At 63.9% G+C, this 19,795-nt stretch carries 22 protein-coding genes; 1 reads left to right on the forward strand and 21 read right to left on the reverse strand.

The window, feature by feature from the left end:
• Positions 1 to 83: 83 nt before the first annotated feature.
• The 21 genes from QMX96_RS24385 to trmJ all read right to left on the reverse strand — a co-directional run bounded on the left by QMX96_RS24385 (position 84) and on the right by trmJ (position 18,694).
• Entirely contained in the window at positions 84 to 875 is a 792-nt protein-coding gene (locus QMX96_RS24385; protein WP_043862515.1) for an amidohydrolase, read from the reverse strand.
• A complete protein-coding gene (locus QMX96_RS24390; RefSeq protein ID WP_116052914.1) occupies positions 863 to 2,011 on the reverse strand; it encodes a pyridoxal phosphate-dependent aminotransferase in 1,149 nt (382 codons plus the stop codon). Before QMX96_RS24390 ends, QMX96_RS24385 begins: the two co-directional genes overlap by 13 nt.
• 145 nt (positions 2,012 to 2,156) lie before the next feature.
• Positions 2,157 to 3,620: a ribosome biogenesis GTPase Der gene (gene der / locus QMX96_RS24395; RefSeq protein ID WP_043862517.1), complete on the reverse strand. Its 1,464-nt coding sequence runs from the start codon at positions 3,618 to 3,620 to the stop codon at positions 2,157 to 2,159.
• 117 nt (positions 3,621 to 3,737) lie between these two features.
• A complete protein-coding gene (gene bamB, locus QMX96_RS24400; RefSeq protein WP_054916600.1) occupies positions 3,738 to 4,889 on the reverse strand; it encodes an outer membrane protein assembly factor BamB in 1,152 nt (383 codons plus the stop codon).
• A complete protein-coding gene (locus QMX96_RS24405; protein ID WP_043862519.1) occupies positions 4,882 to 5,523 on the reverse strand; it encodes a tetratricopeptide repeat protein in 642 nt (213 codons plus the stop codon). The genes bamB and QMX96_RS24405 overlap by 8 nt, the downstream gene beginning before the upstream one ends.
• A 39-nt stretch (positions 5,524 to 5,562) precedes the next feature.
• Positions 5,563 to 6,852, reverse strand: coding sequence for a histidine--tRNA ligase (gene hisS, locus QMX96_RS24410; protein WP_054916601.1), 1,290 nt, complete (start codon positions 6,850 to 6,852; stop codon positions 5,563 to 5,565).
• 28 nt (positions 6,853 to 6,880) lie between these two features.
• Positions 6,881 to 7,990 carry a flavodoxin-dependent (E)-4-hydroxy-3-methylbut-2-enyl-diphosphate synthase gene (gene ispG / locus QMX96_RS24415; RefSeq protein ID WP_043862521.1) on the reverse strand — a complete coding sequence of 370 codons (1,110 nt, stop codon included), beginning with the start codon at positions 7,988 to 7,990 and terminating at the stop codon, positions 6,881 to 6,883.
• 3 nt (positions 7,991 to 7,993) lie between these two features.
• On the reverse strand, positions 7,994 to 8,995 hold the full coding sequence (locus tag QMX96_RS24420; RefSeq protein WP_282362605.1) for a RodZ domain-containing protein: 1,002 nt from the start codon (positions 8,993 to 8,995) through the stop codon (positions 7,994 to 7,996).
• Entirely contained in the window at positions 8,995 to 9,753 is a 759-nt protein-coding gene (pilW, locus tag QMX96_RS24425; RefSeq protein ID WP_282362606.1) for a type IV pilus biogenesis/stability protein PilW, read from the reverse strand. The genes QMX96_RS24420 and pilW overlap by 1 nt, the downstream gene beginning before the upstream one ends.
• 7 nt (positions 9,754 to 9,760) lie before the next feature.
• Positions 9,761 to 10,909: a 23S rRNA (adenine(2503)-C(2))-methyltransferase RlmN gene (gene rlmN / locus QMX96_RS24430; protein WP_054916603.1), complete on the reverse strand. Its 1,149-nt coding sequence runs from the start codon at positions 10,907 to 10,909 to the stop codon at positions 9,761 to 9,763.
• 28 nt (positions 10,910 to 10,937) lie between these two features.
• On the reverse strand, positions 10,938 to 11,363 hold the full coding sequence (gene ndk / locus QMX96_RS24435; protein WP_043864469.1) for a nucleoside-diphosphate kinase: 426 nt from the start codon (positions 11,361 to 11,363) through the stop codon (positions 10,938 to 10,940).
• Between the two features lie 91 nt (positions 11,364 to 11,454).
• Positions 11,455 to 11,655 (reverse strand): Fe-S cluster assembly protein IscX, encoded by a 201-nt coding sequence (gene iscX, locus QMX96_RS24440; protein WP_054916604.1) that lies wholly within the window; start codon positions 11,653 to 11,655, stop codon positions 11,455 to 11,457.
• Between the two features lie 14 nt (positions 11,656 to 11,669).
• The gene (gene fdx / locus QMX96_RS24445; RefSeq protein ID WP_043864467.1) at positions 11,670 to 12,011 is read right to left on the reverse strand and encodes an ISC system 2Fe-2S type ferredoxin; all 342 of its coding nucleotides are present in this window, start codon (positions 12,009 to 12,011) and stop codon (positions 11,670 to 11,672) included.
• A 3-nt stretch (positions 12,012 to 12,014) separates the two neighbouring features.
• A complete protein-coding gene (gene hscA, locus QMX96_RS24450; RefSeq protein WP_078479943.1) occupies positions 12,015 to 13,877 on the reverse strand; it encodes a Fe-S protein assembly chaperone HscA in 1,863 nt (620 codons plus the stop codon).
• 41 nt (positions 13,878 to 13,918) lie between these two features.
• Positions 13,919 to 14,440, reverse strand: a complete 522-nt coding sequence (gene hscB, locus QMX96_RS24455) for a co-chaperone HscB (protein ID WP_043864465.1) — start codon at positions 14,438 to 14,440, stop codon at positions 13,919 to 13,921.
• Positions 14,441 to 14,448: 8 nt separating this feature from the next.
• Positions 14,449 to 14,772, reverse strand: coding sequence for an iron-sulfur cluster assembly protein IscA (gene iscA / locus QMX96_RS24460; RefSeq protein ID WP_043864464.1), 324 nt, complete (start codon positions 14,770 to 14,772; stop codon positions 14,449 to 14,451).
• Positions 14,773 to 14,800: 28 nt separating this feature from the next.
• The gene (gene iscU, locus QMX96_RS24465; protein ID WP_002552476.1) at positions 14,801 to 15,187 is read right to left on the reverse strand and encodes a Fe-S cluster assembly scaffold IscU; all 387 of its coding nucleotides are present in this window, start codon (positions 15,185 to 15,187) and stop codon (positions 14,801 to 14,803) included.
• Between the two features lie 46 nt (positions 15,188 to 15,233).
• Complete coding sequence (locus tag QMX96_RS24470) at positions 15,234 to 16,448, reverse strand: IscS subfamily cysteine desulfurase (RefSeq protein ID WP_043864463.1); 1,215 nt, start codon at positions 16,446 to 16,448, stop codon at positions 15,234 to 15,236.
• Between the two features lie 43 nt (positions 16,449 to 16,491).
• Entirely contained in the window at positions 16,492 to 16,983 is a 492-nt protein-coding gene (iscR, locus tag QMX96_RS24475; protein ID WP_043864462.1) for a Fe-S cluster assembly transcriptional regulator IscR, read from the reverse strand.
• Between the two features lie 154 nt (positions 16,984 to 17,137).
• Positions 17,138 to 17,920: a serine O-acetyltransferase gene (gene cysE, locus QMX96_RS24480; RefSeq protein WP_054916605.1), complete on the reverse strand. Its 783-nt coding sequence runs from the start codon at positions 17,918 to 17,920 to the stop codon at positions 17,138 to 17,140.
• Positions 17,921 to 18,694 carry a tRNA (cytosine(32)/uridine(32)-2'-O)-methyltransferase TrmJ gene (trmJ, locus tag QMX96_RS24485; protein WP_043864460.1) on the reverse strand — a complete coding sequence of 258 codons (774 nt, stop codon included), beginning with the start codon at positions 18,692 to 18,694 and terminating at the stop codon, positions 17,921 to 17,923.
• A 145-nt stretch (positions 18,695 to 18,839) separates the two neighbouring features.
• Here trmJ and suhB point away from each other — a divergent pair, with 145 nt between their 5' ends.
• Complete coding sequence (gene suhB / locus QMX96_RS24490) at positions 18,840 to 19,658, forward strand: inositol-phosphate phosphatase (RefSeq protein WP_043864459.1); 819 nt, start codon at positions 18,840 to 18,842, stop codon at positions 19,656 to 19,658.
• The last annotated feature ends 137 nt before the right edge of the window (positions 19,659 to 19,795 follow it).

Consider the following 19,795-nt stretch of genomic DNA (forward strand, 5'->3'; position numbering starts at 1 on the left):
ATTGAGCGCCAGTCTCGGCTGGCACGGCCGGCGCCTAGGGGGCTGGGGGATGCCCGTAGGCGCCGGCCTTGCCGGCGAAGGGGTCAGTGCAGGTCGAAGGTATCGGCATCCAGGTTGGCCGGGAACCGCGTGCGGTATGCGGCAAGGTCCGCCGCACTCAGCACCACGGTGAACACGCCGTCGGCCTCGCCGGCACTGAGCAGGCTCTCGCCCTGGAAGTCCAGCACCTGGCTGTCGCCGCTGTAACCAAAGCCCTTGCCATCGGTGCCCACGCGGTTCACCGCCGCCACGTAGCACAGGTTCTCGATGCCCCGTGCCGGCAGCAGGCGGTTCCAGTGCAGGCGCCGCGCCGCCGGCCAGTTGGCGGTGTACAGCAGCAGGTCGGTGTCCTGTGCATCGCGGCTCCACACCGGGAAGCGCAGGTCGTAGCAGATCAGCGGGCGCACCCGCCACCCCTTGAGCTCGAACTGCACCTGGCGCTCGCCGGGGGTGTAGTGCTTGTGCTCGCCGGCCATGCGGAACAGGTGGCGCTTGTCGTAGAACAGGATCTCGCCGTCCGGGCGCGCCCACAGCAGGCGGTTGCGGTGGCTGCCGTCCTCGGCCTGGATGATCACGCTGCCGGTCACCACGGCATCGAGCTTCCTGGCCTGGCTCTTGAGCCATTTGTAGGTGGGGCCGTTTTCCGGCTCGGCCAGGCTTTCGGAGTCCATCGAAAAACCGGTGGTGAACATCTCCGGCAGGATGATCAGGTCCGCGCCGCGGGCCTGCTCCAGCAGCACCTCGAAATGCTCGTAGTTGGCCATGCGGTCCTGCCAGGCCAGGCTGGTCTGCACCAGCGCCACGGTCAGGTTGGGCAATGTACTCAGATCGCGCATAGTTTTTCCGCTGCCTGACGCAGCGTCTCCTCGCGTTTGGCGAAACACAGGCGCACCAGGCGCTGCTCGGGAATGGGTTGCTGGTAGAACACCGACACCGGAATGGTCGCCACGCCGTGTTCGCGGGTCAGCCATACCGACATCTGCACGTCGTCGAGGTCCGGGCGAATCGCCGAATAGTCCACCAGCTGGAAATACGTACCGGCCACCGGCTTGAACTGGAAGCGAGAGCCTTGCAGCAGGCCACAGAACAGGTCGCGCTTGGCCTGGTAGAACGCCGGCAGCTCTTCGACATGTTCCGGGTGCTCGGCCATGAAATCGGCCAGCGCCCACTGCAGCGGCGTCACGCCGCAGAAGTTGACGTACTGATGCACCTTGCGCAACTCGGCACTCAGGGCTGGCGGCGCGATCACATAGCCGGTCTTCCAGCCAGTCACGTGGTAGGTCTTGCCGAACGAACTGACCACGAAGGCCCGCGCGTACAGGGCCTCGTGGGCCAGCACGCTGGCGTGGCGCGCGCCGTCGTACACCAGGTGCTCGTACACCTCGTCGCTGAGCACATAGATGTCACGGTCGGCGATCAGCGCCGCCAGCTGGTCCAGCTCGGCACGGGTAATCAGCGCGCCGCTGGGGTTGTGCGGCGAGTTGATGACGATCATGCGGGTACGCGGGCTCAGCGCATCGCTGAGTTTCTGCCAGTCGATGGCAAAGCTGTCGGCGCCCAGTTGCACGTGCACGCAACGGCCACCGGCCAGTTCCACGGCGGGTTCGTAGCTGTCGTAGCAGGGGTCGAAGACGATGACTTCGTCGCCGGGGCGGATCACCGCGTGGATGGCGCAGAAGATCGCGGCCGTGGCGCCGGGGGTGATGGTCACCTCGTGGTCGGCATCGACCGTCACGCCATACTGGCGAGCGACCTTGGCCGCTACCTGCTGACGCAGGGCCGGCAGGCCGGTCATGGGGGAATACTGGTTGTGGCCGGCACTGATGTGCCGCCCTACCGCGTCCAGCAGCGCTTGCGGGCCGTTGAAATCGGGAAAGCCCTGGGACAGGTTCAGGGCGCCGGTTTGCACGGCGAGCTGGGACATGGTGGTAAAGATGGTGGTGCCGACGTTCGGCAACTTGCTGCTGATCATGGAGCCCTCTTTCCTGCGCGGTCAGGCTCCGAGCATAGCGGATTGGACCGCCAGGTTGTAGGAGCCAGCGTTGCTGGCGAAAGGGTAAGCGCGGTTCAGTTGATCCGCGCTGCCCATTTCGCCGGCAAGGCCGGCTCCCGCACCATCAGCGCTTGTCCTTGCGCTTCTTGGCCGACTTCTTGTGGTGCGACATCAGGCGGCGCTTCTTGTTGACCTGGCGGTCGGTCAGGGTGTTCTTGTTGCCTTCGTACGGGTTCTCGCCACCCTTGTACTCGATGCGAATCGGCGTACCGACCAGCTTGAGCACACGGCGGTAGGTGTTTTCCAGGTAGCGCGAGTAGGACTTGGGCACCTTCTCCACCTGGTTGCCGTGGATCACGATGATCGGCGGGTTGGCACCCCCCAGGTGGGCATAACGCAGCTTGATGCGACGGCTGTTGACCATCGGCGGCTGGTGCTCGCTGACCGCGTCTTCGAGGATCTGCGTCAGGCGGCTGGTCGGCCAGCGGGTGACCGCCGACTTGAACGAGTTCTGCACCGACTGGTACAGGTTGCCCACGCCAGTGCCGTGCAGTGCCGAAATGAAGTGAATGTCGGCGAAGTCGACGAAAAACAGCCGTCGTTCCAGCTCGGTCTTCACGTAGTCACGCTCGCCCGGCTGCATGCCGTCCCACTTGTTGAGCGCGATCACGATGGCGCGACCGGCTTCCAGGGCGAAGCCCAGCAGGTTCAGGTCGTGGTCCACCACGCCTTCGCGGGCATCCATGACGAAGATCACCACGTTGGCGTCCTTGATCGCCTGCAGGGTCTTGACCACCGAGAACTTTTCGACTTCCTCGTGGATCTTGCCGCGCTTGCGCACACCGGCGGTGTCGATCAGCGTGTACTTCTCGTCATTGCGCTCGAAGGGAATGTAGATGCTGTCGCGGGTAGTGCCGGGCTGGTCGTACACGATCACACGGTCTTCACCGAGCATGCGGTTGACCAGGGTCGACTTGCCGACGTTGGGGCGACCGATGATGGCGATCTTGATGCCATCCTTCTCGCTGGGGCCAGGAATGCGCACGGCTTCCTCGCCCTCGGCGACGTTCATGTCGATCTCTTCTTCTTCCTTGTCCCGCGGGAAGTCGCTGAGCACAGCCTCGAGCAGGTTGTTGACGCCACGGCCCTGGGCGCCGGCCACGCCGATGGCGTTGCCCATGCCCAGGGGTGCGAACTCGGCAATGGCGGTGTTCGGATCGATGTTGTCGATCTTGTTGGCCACCAGGAACGAGCGCTTGTTGCGCTTGCGCAGGTGCTCGGAAATCATCTGGTCGGCAGCGGTCAGACCGGCACGGGCATCGACCAGGAACAGCACCACATCGGCTTCTTCGATGGCCAGCAGCGACTGCTCGGCCATTTTTTCGTCCATGCCATGTTCGTCACCGGAGATACCACCGGTGTCGACCAGGATGTAGGAGCGCCCTTGCCAGCGCGCCTCGCCATATTGACGGTCACGGGTCAGGCCAGACAGGTCGCCAACGATGGCATCGCGGGTCCTGGTCAGGCGGTTGAACATTGTAGATTTGCCGACGTTCGGTCGGCCCACCAGGGCGATTACGGGAACCATGCGGCTCTCCACTGCTTGAATTCAAAAAATACAAAGGCCGCTGCAGTGCAGCGGCCGGAGTTCGGGCGGCGCCCCGAAGGCGCCGCAGCCCGAGGCCCGCAGGCCTCAAGCATAGACTCAGCGAATGGTCAGCGCCTCGAGTTTGCCGCTGTTGCCAAACACATAAATCATGTCACCTACCACCAGCGGGCGTGCACGCAGGCCATCGCTGTCGATGCGCTCGCGACCCACGAAGCGGCCGTCCACCTGGCTCAGCAGGTGCAGGTAACCTTCCAGGTCACCCACGGCCACGTAGCTGGAGAACACTTCCGGTGCCGACAGCTGGCGACGGGCCAGCGAGTCGTTGCTCCACAGCGCCGACGAAGAACGCTCGTCGATGCCTTCGACCGTACCGGACGCCAGGCTCACGTAGACGTTGCCAAAGCCCTGGGCCACACCGGCGTAGCTGGAGGCATCGCGCTGCCACAGCACGCGACCGCTTTCCAGCTCGAGGCCGGCGACACGCCCCTGGTAACTGGCCACGTACAGCACACCGCCCGACAGCAGCAGGCCGCCGTCGATATCCACCACGCGGTCCAGCTCGGAACGCCCTTGCGGAACGGCAACGCGTTGCTCCCAGACCGGCACGCCGTTCTGGGTGTCCAGCGCCACGACCTTGCCGGTCGAGAGGCCGGCCACGGCCAGGCGGTTGGTCACGATCGGCGCACCGGTACCGCGCAGGGTCAGTACAGCCGGGGTGCTTTCGTAGATCCAGCGGCGGTCGCCGGTGCTGGCATCCAGGCCGATCACGCGATCGTCCTGGGTCTGCACCACCACCACGTCGCCGTTGGTCGCCGGGGGCGCCAGTACTTCACTGGTGACCCGCGCACGCCACTTTTCTTCGCCGGTGCTGGCATCCATGGCGATCACTTCACCCTTGAGGGTGCCGAGCATGACCAGGCCGTAGCCGACACCCACCGCACCGGATACCGGCAGGTCGAGGTCTTTCTTCCAGATCACGTCGCCGTTCATGCGGTCCAGCGCCATCACCACGCCGGTCACATCGGCGGCGTAGATGCGGTCGTTCTCGATGGCCGGGACGAGCATGTTGAAGCTCTCGCCCTGGCCGTCACCGATCGAACGGCTCCACTGCTTCTTCAGTACCACCTCTTCGGTGAACTTGGTCAGCTCGGCCGGCGGCAGTTCCTTTTTGCTGTTGCTGCTGCAACCAACGGCCAGAAGGGCCACGGCCAGCACTGCTGCATGTTTCCAACCGATCACGTCACGCATCCCCTTTGGCAAGGTCGTCGAGCTTGAGTTGCAGGCCACCGATCGCGGCGTCATCCGACAGCGCGGCCTTGGCCTTCTGATACGCGGCGTGAGCATCATCGGCGCGACCCAGCTGTACCAGCAGGTCGCCCTTGAGTTCTTCACGGCTGGCCAGGAAGGCCTTGTCGGCATCGCCATCGAGCAGCTTCAGGGCGTCATCGACCTTGTTCTGCGCGGCCAGTACACGGGCCAGGCGCTGACGGGCAATTTCGCCCAGGGTGGCGTCGGCCGGCTTGTCGAGCACGCTTTTCAGTTCGCTGGCGGCGTCGTCGAGCTTGCCGCTCTCGACCGCGACCTTGGCCACGAACAGGCTGGCGTACTGCGCGTAGGCCGTGCCGCCGAACTCGCTCTTGAGCTTGCCCGACAGGTCCGCGACCTGGGCCATGTCCGGCTGGCCGGTCGGCGTCAGGGTGGTTTCAAGCAGGGCCTGATAAAGGTTCGAAGCACCTTGGGACTGGTTGCCCTGGTACTTCTGCCAGGTCTGCCAGCCCAACACTACCACCAGCGCCAACAGGCCACCGGTCAGCAGTGGTTTGCCGTTGCGCTGCCACCAATCCTTGAATGCGGCCAGTTGTTCATCATCGCTACTCGACACCCCAATACTCCTTTTCACCAAATCGGCTGTTGACCCGCTTCACGCCTGCGCGAGGGAAGCTTCCAGGTGCTCGGCCAGAGCATCCCAGGCAATGTTTTGTTGTTCGCCCTGACCACGCAGGGGTTTGAAACCTACCACTTGTTGCGCCAGTTCGTCGTCCCCCAGGATCAAGGCATACAGAGCGTTGCTCTTGTCGGCCTTCTTGAACTGGCTCTTGAAGCTGCCGCCACCGGCATTGACCTGCAGGCGCAAGCCCGGCAGGCGGTCACGCAGACGCTCGCTCAGGGCCAGCCCGGCGAGTTCGGCCTGTTCGCCAAAGGCGCACAGGTAGACGTCGATCTGACGCGAAATCGACTCGGGCACCTGGCCCAGGGTCTCGATCAGCAGCAGCAGACGCTCGATGCCCATGGCAAAACCCACGCCCGGGGTCGGCTTGCCGCCCATCTGCTCGACCAGGCCGTCGTAGCGGCCACCGGCACATACGGTGCCCTGGGAACCGAGCTTGTCGGTGACCCACTCGAACACGGTCTTGCTGTAGTAGTCCAGGCCACGCACCAGCTTGGTGTTGATCACGAACGGAATGCCGGCGGCGTCCAGACGAGCCTTGAGGCCCTCGAAGTGCACGCGCGATTCTTCGTCCAGGTAGTCTTCGAGCTTCGGTGCACCCACCAGCGCCGCCTGGGTGTTGGCGTCCTTGCTGTCGAGGATGCGCAGCGGGTTGGTCTTGAGGCGACGTTGGCTGTCTTCGTCCAGTTGCTCCAGGCGCGCCGAGAGGAACTCGACCAGCGCGTCACGGTAACGGCCGCGGGCTTCGCTGGTACCCAGGCTGTTGAGTTCGAGCTTGACCGCATCGCGGATGCCCAGCAGGCCCCACAGGCGCCAGGTGAGCACGATCAGCTCGGCGTCGATGTCCGGGCCATCGAGGTTGAACACCTCCAGGCCGATCTGGTGGAACTGGCGATAGCGGCCCTTCTGCGGGCGCTCGTGGCGGAACATCTGGCCGATGTACCAGAGCTTCTGCACCTGGCCACCACCGCTGATGCCGTGTTCGAGCACGGCGCGCACGCAGGCGGCGGTGCCTTCGGGGCGCAGGGTCAGGGAGTCGCCGTTGCGGTCGGCGAAGGTGTACATCTCTTTTTCGACGATGTCGGTCACTTCACCGATGGAACGCTTGAACAGCTCGGTCGGCTCGACGATCGGGGTGCGGATCTGGCGATAGCCGTAGGTGTCCAGCAGGCCGGCCACGGTGCTCTCGAAATAGCGCCACAGCGGGGTCTGCTCGGGCAGGATGTCGTTCATGCCACGAATGGCTTGCAGCGATTTGCTCACGGTAAATCCTTAACGAAATCGGTGTCGGTCAACCGCGGGCAATCACTGCCGCGTCGGCCTCGGCCTTCTCGGCCGCTTTCTGGCGGATGAGTTTTTCCAGCTCATCCACCAGGTTGTCATTGGTCAGCTTCTGCGCCGGCTTGCCATCGATGTAGATCAGGTTCGGCGTGCCGCCGGTGAGCCCCACGTGGGCTTCCTTGGCTTCGCCCGGGCCGTTGACCACACAGCCGATCACCGCCACGTCCAGCGGTACCAGCAGGTCTTCGAGGCGCCCTTCTAGCTCGTTCATGGTCTTGACCACATCGAAGTTCTGCCGCGAGCAGCTCGGGCAGGCGATGAAGTTGATGCCACGCGAACGCAGGTGCAGCGACTTGAGGATGTCGTAGCCGACCTTCACTTCCTCGACCGGGTCGGCGGCAAGCGAGATGCGGATAGTATCGCCAATCCCTTCGGCAAGCAGCATACCGAGGCCCACGGCCGATTTCACCGTGCCCGAGCGCAGGCCGCCGGCTTCGGTGATGCCCAGGTGCAGCGGCTGCACGATCTGCTTGGCCAGCAGGCGATAGGCCTCGACGGCCATGAACACGTCGGAGGCCTTCACGCTGACCTTGAAGTCCTGGAAGTCCAGGCGATCGAGGTGCTCCACGTGACGCATGGCCGACTCGACCAGGGCCGCCGGGGTGGGCTCGCCGTACTTCTTCTGCAGGTCCTTTTCCAGGGAGCCGGCGTTGACGCCGATGCGGATAGGGATGCCGCGATCACGCGCGGCATCCACCACCGCGCGCACGCGGTCTTCGCGGCCGATGTTGCCGGGGTTGATGCGCAGGCAGTCCACACCCAGCTCGGCCACGCGCAAGGCGATGCGGTAGTCGAAGTGGATATCGGCCACCAGCGGCACGCTGACCCGCTGCTTGATGCGGCCGAAGGCTTCGGCCGCGTCCATGTCCGGTACCGAGACGCGCACGATGTCGACGCCGGCATCCACCAGGCGGGTGATCTGTGCGACGGTGGCATCGACGTCGTTGGTGTCGGTGTTGGTCATGCTCTGGACGGCGATGGGTGCATCGCCGCCGACAGGCACATTACCTACCCAGATTTTGCGCGATTCGCGACGTTTGATCGGAGATTCGCCGTGCATGACTTATTGTCCCAACTTCAGGCGAGCAGTCTCGCCACTGGTGAACGGCGCCACGTCGACGGGGTGGCCGTTGAAACTGATCTGTGCGCCACGGGCAAAGCCCAGGCGTACCGCGAACGGCGGCTTGCCGGTCAGCTCGAGGGTCTCGCCCTTGCGCTTGGTGGCATTGACCAGCACCTTGCCGTTGCCGTCGGTGACCGAAGTCCAGCAATCGGCAACGAACTGCATGTGCAACGAGGCGCTGCCGGCAGCCGGTGCAGCCGCTGGCGCAGCGGGGGTGGCGGGGTTTGCAGGCGCAGGGGCGGCAGCCAAAGCCGGGGCGCTGGCCGCAGGGGCCGGCGCTACGGGAGCCGGGGCTACGGGTGCGGTAGGCGCAGCTGGCGCCGGGCTGCTGGCGGCCGGGGCCTGTGCGGCAGCCTCGTCGGTGGCAGGCTGGGCCTGCTCGGCCGGTGCGCTGGCAGCCGGCGCTTCCTGGCTTTCGGCCACGGCCTGGTCTTCAGGCTCGTCCAGCGGGTGGATCTGGGTGGTACCGTCGGCGCTCTCGACCTCGACGTGTTCCATGGCCAGGCTGGCCAGGTCCTTGCCGCGCAGGCTGGTCTGGTCCTGCCACCAGAAGAAGCCACCGCCGATCACCAGGATCAGCAGCAACAGGCTGACGATGCGCAGGATGTTGTGCGACAGGCGTACCGGCTCTTCGATACGCCCCAGCGCATGCACGTCGCTGCCCTGGGAATTGCTGCCGGTGGCCTGGTCGAAGGCCAGCACCAGTTCGGCCTGGTCCATCTCGAACAGCTTGGCGTAGGCACGGATATAGCCGCGGGCGAAGGTATGCCCTGGCAGCTTGTCGAACGCGCCGGTTTCAAGGTTGTTCAGGGAACTCACGGTCAGGTTGAGCTTGCGGGCCACTTCGGCCTGCGACAAGCCCTTGCTTTCACGGGCCTGACGCAAGGTCTCACCGGGATTCTGGCGAGTCGCTGCTGCTACTTCGGGATGCGCCGCTTTCATCATTGCTCCGACAGGTATTGCTGATATTCCGGCGTACCGGGATAAAGTCGTTGTAATTGCACGCCCAGTTCGGCGGCCTTGTCAGGTTCTTCGAATACAGTTGCCAGGCGCGAACCCAGCAGCAGGCTGCGGGGGCCGTGATCGCTCAGCTGGCTGAAACGATCGTAGTAGTCGCGCGCCGGCACATAATGCCTGTCTTCGTAAGACAACTCAGCCATTTCGAGCAACGCGCGCGGTTGCTGCTGGTTGAGCCGTAAAGCCTTTTGCAGGTGTTCACGCGCCTGCTCGCGCTGACCCAGCTTGATGGCGGTCAGGCCAAGGTTCTCGAAAACCCGGGAGCGTTCAGGATACAGGGTATCGGCCGCCGCTTGGCGAAACATCTGCTGCGCCTGGGCATAGCGCCCCTGTGCATACAGGAAACTGCCGAAATTGTTGCGAATACGGGGGGCGTCGGGGTTGGCAGCCAGGGCCTTGCGGTAATACCCCTCGGCCAGCGCCGGCTCGTCCTCGCGCTGGAACACCAGGGCCAGCGCGGCATTGGCTGCCGGGTCGCGAGCGTCCAGTTCAAGGGCCTTTTTCAGCGGCACCTTGGCGCGTTCGGTCAAACCTTGTTGCAAATAACCCAGGCCCAGTTGCACATAGGCCTGGCGTGCCTCTTCGCGCCCCTTGCCGCTTTGCAGCGGGTCGGAACTGCCGCTGCCGACGCAGCCGGCAAGCAGCGTCAGCAACAGGGTTGGCAGCGCGGCGCGCAGGCCCATGTCGGCCTCAGTTGCCCGCCGCGCCGGTTTGCGGCATATCGGCGTCGGCATTGAGCTGCCGTACCGCGATATAGCGCTCACTGCGGCGCGTGCGGTCCATCACCTGCCCCACCAGCTGACCACAGGCCGCGTCGATGTCCTCGCCACGGGTGGTGCGCACGGTAACGTTGTAGCCGGCCTGGTGCAGGTGGTCCTGGAAGCGGCGGATCGCGTTGTTGCTCGGACGCTCGTAGCCGGAGTGCGGGAACGGGTTGAACGGAATCAGGTTGATCTTGCACGGGATGTTCTTGAGCAGCTCGACCATCTCGACCGCGTGCTCGAGCTTGTCGTTGACGTCCTTGAGCAGGGTGTACTCGATGGTCAGCACACGCTTCTCGCCGAGTTCGGCCATGTAGCGCATGCACGACTCGAGCAGCATCTTGAGCGGGTACTTCTTGTTGATCGGTACCAGCTCATTGCGCAGGGCGTCGTTGGGTGCGTGCAGCGACAGCGCCAGGGACACGTCGATGTGCTTGGCCAGCTGGTCGATCATCGGCACCACGCCGGAGGTGGACAGGGTCACACGGCGCTTGGAAATGCCGTAGCCCAGGTCGTCCATCATCAGGTGCATGGCGGCGACCACGTTGTCGAAGTTGAGCAGCGGCTCACCCATGCCCATCATCACCACGTTGGTGATGGCGCGGTCGATGGTGGCTGGAATGCTGCCGAACGACTTGTTGGCAATCCACACCTGTCCGATCACTTCGGCGGCGGTGAGGTTGCTGTTGAATCCTTGCTTGCCGGTGGAGCAGAAACTGCAGTCCAGGGCGCAACCGGCCTGGGACGAGACACACAGGGTGCCACGCTTGCCCTGGGGGATGTACACGGTCTCGACGCAGCTGCCGGACGCCACGCGCACCACCCACTTGCGGGTGCCGTCGCTGGAGATGTCCTCGCTGACCACTTCGGGGCCGCGAATCTCGGCAACGGCCTTGAGCTTCTCGCGCAGGGCCTTGCCGACATTCGTCATGGCGTCGAAATCATCGACGCCAAAGTGGTGAATCCATTTCATTACCTGGCCGGCACGGAAACGCTTCTCCCCGATGGACTCGAAGAATTTTTCCATTTCCGGCTGGGTCAGGCCCAACAGGTTAGTTTTACCAGTCGATGTCGTCATGGATTCACCCTCACTCGTAAGCTGTCGCTTAGCGAGCGGTTACCTCGGTAGCTGCGAAGAAGTACGAGATTTCGCGAGCAGCAGCGGCTTCGGAGTCCGAACCGTGAACGGCGTTGGCGTCGATCGACTCGGCGAAGTCGGCACGGATGGTACCGGCAGCAGCTTCTTTAGGGTTGGTGGCGCCCATCAGCTCACGGTTCAGAGCGATGGCGTTTTCGCCTTCCAGAACCTGTACAACGACCGGGCCGGAGATCATGAAGGCAACCAGGTCACCGAAGAAGCCGCGCTCTTTGTGCTCGGCGTAGAAGCCTTCGGCTTCGGCTTTGGACAGTTGCTTGAGTTTCGAGGCAACGACGCGCAGGCCGGCTTTTTCGAAACGGGTGGTGATCTCGCCGATCACGTTCTTGGCAACGGCGTCAGGCTTGATGATGGAGAAAGTACGTTGAACAGCCATGGTGTAACTCCAGAAACAGTAAGTGAAGCGAAAAATTAAACCCGCGAATTATACGCGGGTTCCGGGGGATTGCCTAACCTGCCGAGTGCGCTCAGTCGGCTTCTTCGATCCAGGCGGCCTGAATGGCTTCAAGCACCTTCTCTCCGCCACGGTTCGGATCGTCGCTGAAGTCGGGCAGGGCCTGCACCCAGCGGCTCAGTTCGACGAAATTCACGTAGCGAGGATCGACTTGCGGCTTGCTTTCGGCAAGCTGAATTGCAATTTCAAGTACATCAACCCATTTCAGGCTCATGATGACTCCAACGGTCAGTGCGGCGCTTCGGCGGCGTGGTTGAGCGAGTATTTCGGGATCTCGACGGTCACGTCCTCGGTGCCGACCTTGGCCTGGCAGGTCAGGCGCGACGTGGGCTCCAGGCCCCAGGCGCGGTCGAGGTAGTCCTCTTCCAGCTCGTCGGCCTCGTTCAGCGAGTTGAAACCCTCGCGGATCACGCAGTGGCACGTGGTGCAGGCGCAGACGCCGCCGCAGGCGCTTTCGATCTCGATGTGGTTGTCATGGGCCACTTCAAGGATGGACTTGCCGGTTTCGGCCTCCACCACCATTCCGTCCGGACAGAACTTCTCGTGGGGCAGAAAAATCACCTGCGGCATCAGTTATTCCTCGATCTCATTCAGGTTGCGCCCGGCCAAAGCGGCTTTTACCGTCGAATCAAGGCGACGGGCGGCAAAGGCATCGGTCACTTGCGACAGACGCTTGGTCTGCTGCTCGATGGCGGCGCCATCGGTACCGTTCATCAAATCACGCAAGTCTTGCATCTGTTGTTCGATCGCCAGGCGCTCTTCGGCGTCCAGCAGGCGCTCGCCATCGGCGTCCAGCGCGCCCTGCACCGCTTCGAGCAGACGCTCGGCGTCGACCTGGTGCTCGCGCAGCTGGCGCGCCACCTTGTCGTAGCCGGCATGTTCGAAGGAGTCCTTGAGCATGCGAGTGATCTCGCCGTCGGTCAGGCCGTAGGACGGCTTGACCTGAATGCTCGATTCCACACCCGAGCCCAGCTCGCGCGCCGAAACGCTGAGCAGGCCGTCGGCGTCGACCTGGAAGGTGACGCGAATCTTCGCCGCACCGGCCACCATGGCCGGGATGCCGCGCAGTTCGAAGCGCGCCAGGGAGCGGCAGTCGCTGATCAGCTCACGCTCGCCCTGCAGCACGTGGATCATCATGGCCGACTGGCCATCCTTGTACGTGGTGAATTCCTGGGCACGGGCAACCGGGATGGTGGTGTTGCGCGGGATCACCTTCTCCATCAACCCGCCCATGGTTTCCAGCCCCAGGGACAGCGGAATCACGTCGAGCAGCAGCAGTTCGCCGCCGTCGCGCTTGTTGCCGGCCAGGGTATCGGCCTGGATCGCGGCGCCGATGGCCACCACCTGATCGGGGTCGATCTCGGTCAGCGGGGTACGCCCGAACAGCGCGCCCACCGCCTCGCGCACACGCGGCACGCGAGTGGAACCACCGACCATGACCACGGCTTCGACTTCATCCAGCTCGATGCCACAGTCGCGCACGGCGCGGCGACAGGCCTTGAGGCTGCGCGCCACCATCGGTTCGATCAGCGCGTCGAAGCCGGCACGGGTCAGCTCGCCCTGCCAGGCGCCATGGCTCACGGACACGACATCGCTGTTGGTCAACGCTTCCTTGGCCGCACAGGCAGCTTGCAGCAGTTGACGCTGGGTGCCGGGGTCAAGGTCGGCAGACAGGCCCGCCTGCTCGATGATCCAGCCGGCCACCGCATGGTCGAAGTCATCGCCGCCCAGGGCGCTGTCGCCGCCGGTGGCCATCACTTCGAACACACCGCCGGTCAGGCGCAGGATGGAAATGTCGAAGGTGCCGCCGCCCAGGTCATAGATGGCCACCACGCCTTCGGCGTTCTGGTCCAGGCCATAGGCCACAGCCGCAGCGGTCGGTTCGTTGAGCAGGCGCAGCACGTTCAGCCCGGCCAGGCGCGCAGCGTCCTTGGTGGCCTGGCGCTGAGCGTCGTCGAAGTACGCCGGCACGGTGATCACCGCGCCGACCAGCTCGCCACCCAGGGTGGCTTCGGCGCGCTGGCGCAGCACCTTGAGGATGTCGGCCGAGACTTCCACCGGGCTTTTCGGGCCCTGCACCGTGTCGATGAACGGCATGTGCGACTCGCCGCCGACAAAGCGGTAGGGCAGTTGCTCGCCCAGTTGCTTGACGTCGGCCAGGCCGCGCCCCATCAGGCGCTTGACCGACAGCACGGTGTTCAGCGGGTCGCTGGAGGCCGCGTCACGGGCACTGTAGCCCACGTCGACATGGTTGGCGTGATAGCGCACCGCCGACGGCAGGATGACCCGGCCCTCGGCGTCTGGCAGCGGTTCGGAAATGCCGCTGCGCAATGCAGCGACCAGCGAATTGGTGGTGCCAAGGTCAATGCCCACGGCCAGGCGGCGCTGATGGGGCTGTGGCGTCTGACCGGGTTCGGCGATCTGCAGTAGGGCCATGCTTATCTGATACCAGGGGTGTCGCCAACGGCGCCACCGGGTTAATCGTCGAGGCGCTCTTCCAGCTGGCGCACTTCATAGGCGAGCTTGTCGAGGAACTGCATGCGGCGCATCAGGCGCTCGGCCTGTTCACGCTGCGCAGCATCCTCCCAGCAGGCGGCGAAGTCCTCGTTGAGTGCTTCCTGGGCGACCTTCAGGCGGCGCTTGAACGCGGCCACGCCATCGAGGTCGGCACTGTCCTGCAGGTCTTCGAGCTCTTCTCGCCATTGCATCTGCTGGAAAAGGAACTCGGGGTCGTGGACAGTGACTTCCTGCGGCACTTCGTGGCCCCCCATCGCCAACAGGTAGCGCGCCCGCTTGGGCGCACTCCTGAGGGTCTGGTAGGCGTCGTTGAGGCCGGCCGAGCGCTCCAGCGCCAGGCGCTGTTCACGCTCGGGGGCATCGGCGAAGCGGTCCGGGTGAACCTCGCGGGCCAGCTCGCGATAGCGCGCGGCCAGCTTGTCGAGGTCCAGGCGAAAGCCCGGCTGCAGGTCAAACAGGGCGAAATGACAAGGAGTACCCACGCGCAGCCTCAGACGTTGAAGCTTTCGCCGCAGCCACACTCACCGCGCACGTTGGGATTGTTGAACTTGAAGCCTTCGTTCAACCCTTCCTTGACGAAATCCAGTTCGGTTCCGTCCAGGTACACCAGGCTTTTCGGGTCGATGATCACCTTGACGCCGTGACTTTCGAACACCTGGTCCTCGCTGTCCGGCGCGTCGACGAACTCCAGCACATAGGCCAGGCCCGAGCAGCCGGTGGTGCGAACGCCCAGGCGAATGCCGTCACCCTTGCCGCGTCCTTCGAGGGAGCGCCGCACGTGGTTGGCGGCGGCTTCTGTCATGCTGATAGCCATCGAGACTCCTTACCTGCAACAGGCGAACTTAGAGCAAACCTTTCTTCTGCTTGTAATCGCGCACGGCCGCCTTGATGGCGTCCTCGGCGAGTACCGAGCAGTGGATCTTCACCGGCGGCAACGCCAGTTCTTCGGCCAGCTGGGTGTTCTTGATGGTTTCGGCTTCGTCCAGGGTCTTGCCCTTCATCCACTCGGTAGCGAGGGAGCTGGAAGCGATGGCCGAACCACAGCCGTAGGTCTTGAACTTGGCATCTTCGATGACGCCCTGCTCGTTGACCTTGATCTGCAGGCGCATCACGTCGCCGCACGCAGGCGCGCCGACCATGCCGGTACCGACATCCGGGTCCTCGGCATTCATCTTGCCGACGTTGCGTGGGTTTTCGTAGTGGTCGATGACCTTTTCACTGTAAGCCATGGTGCTATTCCTTCCTCATCAGAGAGCCGCTCTTGCTGGCGACTACTTAGTGCGCAGCCCACTCGATCTTGGAGATGTCGACGCCGTCTTTGTACATATCCCACAGCGGCGACAATTCGCGCAGCTTGGTCACGGCCTCGCAGACCTTCTGCGCGGCGTAGTCGATTTCTTCTTCGGTGGTGAAGCGACCGAAGGTGAAGCGGATCGAGCTGTGCGCCAGTTCGTCGTTGCGGCCCAGGGCGCGCAGCACGTAGGACGGCTCGAGCGATGCCGAGGTGCACGCCGAACCCGAAGACACTGCCAGGTCCTTGAGGGCCATGATCAGCGACTCGCCTTCGACGTAGTTGAAGCTCAGGTTCAGGTTGTGCGGAATACGCGCGGTCATGCTGCCGTTGATGTACAGCTCTTCAAGGTTCTCGACCTGCTTGTAGAAGCGGTCGCTCAGGGCCTTGATGCGCAGGTTCTCGCTGGCCATCAGCTCCTTGGCGATGGCGAAGGCTTCGCCCATGCCGACGATCTGGTGGGTAGCCAGGGTGCCCGAACGCATGCCGCGCTCGTGACCGCCGCCGTGCATGGTGGCTTCAAGACGCACGCGCGGCTTGCGGCTGACGTACAGCGCGCCGATGCCTTTGGGGCCGTAGGTCTTGTGCGCCGAGAACGACATCAGGTCGACCTTCAGCTTCTGCAGGTCGATCTCGACCTTGCCGGTGGACTGCGCGGCATCGACGTGGAACATGACGCCACGCGAGCGGGTCAGTTCGCCGATGGCGGCGATGTCGTTGATGGTGCCGATTTCGTTGTTCACGTGCATGATCGACACCAGGATGGTGTCTTCACGCAGGGCTGCCTCAACCATGGCCGGGGTGATCAGGCCATCGGCGCCCGGCTCGATGTAGGTGACTTCGAAGCCTTCACGCTCCAGCTGACGGGTGCTGTCCAGAACGGCCTTGTGCTCGATCTTGGAGGTGATCAGGTGCTTGCCCTTGGTGCCGTAGAAGTGCGCGACGCCCTTGATTGCCAGGTTGTCGGACTCGGTGGCACCACTGGTCCAGACAATTTCCCGCGGGTCGGCGTTGACCAGGTCGGCGACCTGGCGGCGAGCGTTCTCGACTGCTTCTTCGGCTTTCCAGCCAAAGACGTGGGAACGCGAGGCCGGGTTACCGAAGTTCCCGTCGACCAGCAGGCAATCGCTCATCTTCTGGGCGACACGTGGGTCGACCGGGGTGGTCGCGGAGTAATCGAGGTAGATCGGCAACTTCATTGAATATCTCCTATCAGGCGGGCTCATCGCACAGTCGAAACGGTCATTCGACGGCGGATGTCTCAATCTTGTCCAGATGCGGTGTCCGGCCCGCCATGCGGCGCAGGTCCTGACGCTGGGCGACTTCTTGCACCTCACGGCGAGTAACAAGGTCAGCCAGGCTGATACCGCTCAGAAATTCGTGAATCTGCTGGCTGAGATCACACCACAAGTGGTGGGTCAGGCAGGTATCGCCAGCGTGGCAATCACCCAGGCCCTGGCAGCGTGTAGCGTCGACCGATTCGTTGACCGCATCGATCACCTGGGCTACCTGGATGCTTTCCATCACGCGCGACAGCTGGTAGCCGCCGCCTGGACCGCGCACACTGGAGACCAGACTGCTGCGACGCAGCTTGGCAAACAGCTGCTCCAGATAGGAAAGGGAGATGCCTTGGCGCTCGGAAATGTCGGCCAGGGACACCGGCCCGTTTTGCGCGTGCAACGCCAGGTCAAGCATGGCAGTCACGGCGTATCGGCCTTTTGTAGTCAGTCGCATGGCTATTTGGTACCACGGGAGTTACGGGATGTGTGCGAGTATGCGATTCCCGAGCATTTAAGTCAACTATAAGACCTACTGCTTTAGTCGGGATTGCGCCTGAGAGGCGGCGCAGAGTGTAGCAAAGTCGGGCGCGCCAGCGCACGCCCTTCTGTCAATGCGTCGACGCGTCGCTGCGGGCGTCGGCCTTCACATCCGCGAAGTCTTCGTCACGCAGGGCCGGCAGTTCCTTGGCGCAGTAGTCGCTGCCCAGGTTCTTGAGCGCACCGCACATGTCCTCCAGGCGCCCGTCCACCGCTTGCAGGTGGTCGAGCAACTGGCCGATGGCGCGGGCCACCGGGTCGGGCATGTCTTCGCTCACGCCGTAGGCGTCGAAGCCGATCTTCTCGGCCATGGCCTTGCGCCGGGCCTCCTGCTCGGCGTCGGACTTGACGATGATACGCCCCGGGATACCTACCGCCGTGGCGCCGGCCGGCACCGCCTTGGTGACCACCGCATTGGAGCCGATCTTGGCCCCCGCGCCCACGGTGAACGGGCCCAGCACCTTGGCGCCGGCCCCCACCACCACGCCGTCCTCCAGGGTCGGGTGGCGCTTGCCCTTGTTCCAGCTGGTGCCGCCCAGGGTCACGCCCTGGTACAGGGTCACGTCATCGCCGATCTCGGCGGTTTCGCCGATCACGATGCCCATGCCGTGGTCGATGAAGAAGCGCCGGCCTACCTTTGCACCGGGGTGAATCTCGATGCCGGTCATCCAGCGACCGAAGTTGGACACCAGCCGCGCCAGCCACTTCCAGTCCCGTACCCACAGGGCATGCGCCGCGCGGTGCAGCCAGATCGCATGCATGCCCGGGTAGCAGGTCAGCACTTCAAAGGCATTGCGCGCCGCCGGGTCACGGTGGAAAACGCTTTGGATATCTTCACGCAGACGCTCGAACATTTACTGATCCTTCCGCTTGTGCGCATCGCCCCGGGCCGCTTTCTGGGTTTCGGTGAGGATGCCGCGCAAAATGCTTATTTCCGATCGACTCACCGCGCTGCGCCCGTACAGGCGACGCAAACGCGGCATCAGGTGCTTGGGCTTGGTCGGGTCGAGAAAGCCGATGTCCACCAGCGCGGACTCCAGGTGCTGGTAGAACAGCTCCATTTCGTCCATGGTCGCCAGCTCTGCGCTGCGCACCGAGGCCACTTCGACCTTCTCGACTTTCGACGCCTGCCCGTCGGCTGCCAGCCAGGCCATGCGCACTTCATAGGCCAGGACCTGGACCGCAGCCGCCAGATTCAGCGAACTGAAATCCGGGTTGGACGGGATATGCACGTGATAATGACATCGCTGCAGCTCGTCGTTGGTCAGGCCGGCATGTTCACGGCCGAACACCAGCGCCACCTCGGCACCCTCGCCTGCCTGCTCGACGACCTTGGCGCCGCATTCGCGCGGATCGAGCAGGGGCCACGGGATGCGCCGGTCGCGGGCACTGGTGCCCACCACCAGGGTGCAGCCCACCAGCGCATCCTCGAGCGTGGCCACCACCTCGGCACCCGCCAGCACGTCATCGGCGCCGGAGGCACGGGCACTGGCCTCGTGGGAAGGAAAGTCGTTCGGCTCGACCAGCACCAGGCGCGACAGGCCCATGTTCTTCATGGCGCGCGCAGCCCCGCCGATATTGCCGGGGTGACTGGTATTGACCAGGACGACACGAATTCTTGGCAGCACGGGCACGGCTCACAGACACGGAAGGAAGGGAGCAAATCTTACAGAAGCGACCGGCATTACGCTATGAAAGCAAATGTCGCCCTTCTTCGTTCAAAGTTTTCTGCTAGAATGTTCGGCTTTCTTTAACGACCCAGGTGAAACGTCCATGCAGCCCATGCTGAATATCGCGCTGCGCGCCGCCCGCAGCGCCAGTGAATTGATTTTCCGCTCCATCGAGCGCCTGGATACCATCAAGGTAGATGAGAAAGACGCCAAGGATTACGTCTCCGAAGTCGACCGCGCGGCGGAAAAAGTCATCGTCGACGCCCTGCGCAAGGCGTACCCCAACCACTCCATCTACGGTGAAGAAACCGGTCTGCACGCTGGCAACGGCGAAGAAGGCAAGGACTACCTGTGGGTCATCGACCCGCTCGACGGTACCACCAACTTCCTGCGTGGCGTCCCGCACTTTGCCGTGAGCATCGCGTGCAAGTACCGCGGCCGCCTGGAACACGCCGTGGTCCTCGACCCGGTACGCCAGGAAGAATTCACCGCCAGCCGTGGCCGTGGCGCCCAGCTCAATGGTCGCCGCCTGCGCGTCAGCGGTCGCACCAGCCTGGACGGCGCCCTGCTGGGTACCGGCTTCCCGTTCCGTGACAACCAGATGGATGGCCTGGACAACTACCTGGGCATGTTCCGTGCCCTGGTCGGCCAGACCGCCGGCATCCGCCGCGCCGGCGCCGCGAGCCTGGACCTGGCCTATGTGGCCGCCGGCCGCTTCGATGCGTTCTGGGAGTCGGGCCTGAGCGAGTGGGACATGGCGGCAGGCGCACTGCTGATCCAGGAAGCGGGCGGCCTGGTGAGCGACTTCACCGGTGGTCATGACTTCCTCGAGAAGGGCCACATCGTTGCCGGCAACATCAAGTGCTTCAAGGCGGTGTTGACGGCGATCCAGCCGCACCTGCCGGCCTCGCTGAAGCGCTGAGTTTCAGCCGGTGTCTAGTCCTGAAATAGGTTTACACCTGTTCAGGTAGGCCGATAGGCCTCAAAACGCCCGATGCACCGCATCGGGCGTTTTGTTTTTCAGGGCCATATGGGGCCGTTCTGTGTTGTAGATCTGCA

The sequence above is a fragment of the Pseudomonas sp. PS01300 genome (assembly GCF_029960155.1).
Classification (GTDB): Bacteria; Pseudomonadota; Gammaproteobacteria; order Pseudomonadales; family Pseudomonadaceae; genus Aquipseudomonas; species Aquipseudomonas palmensis.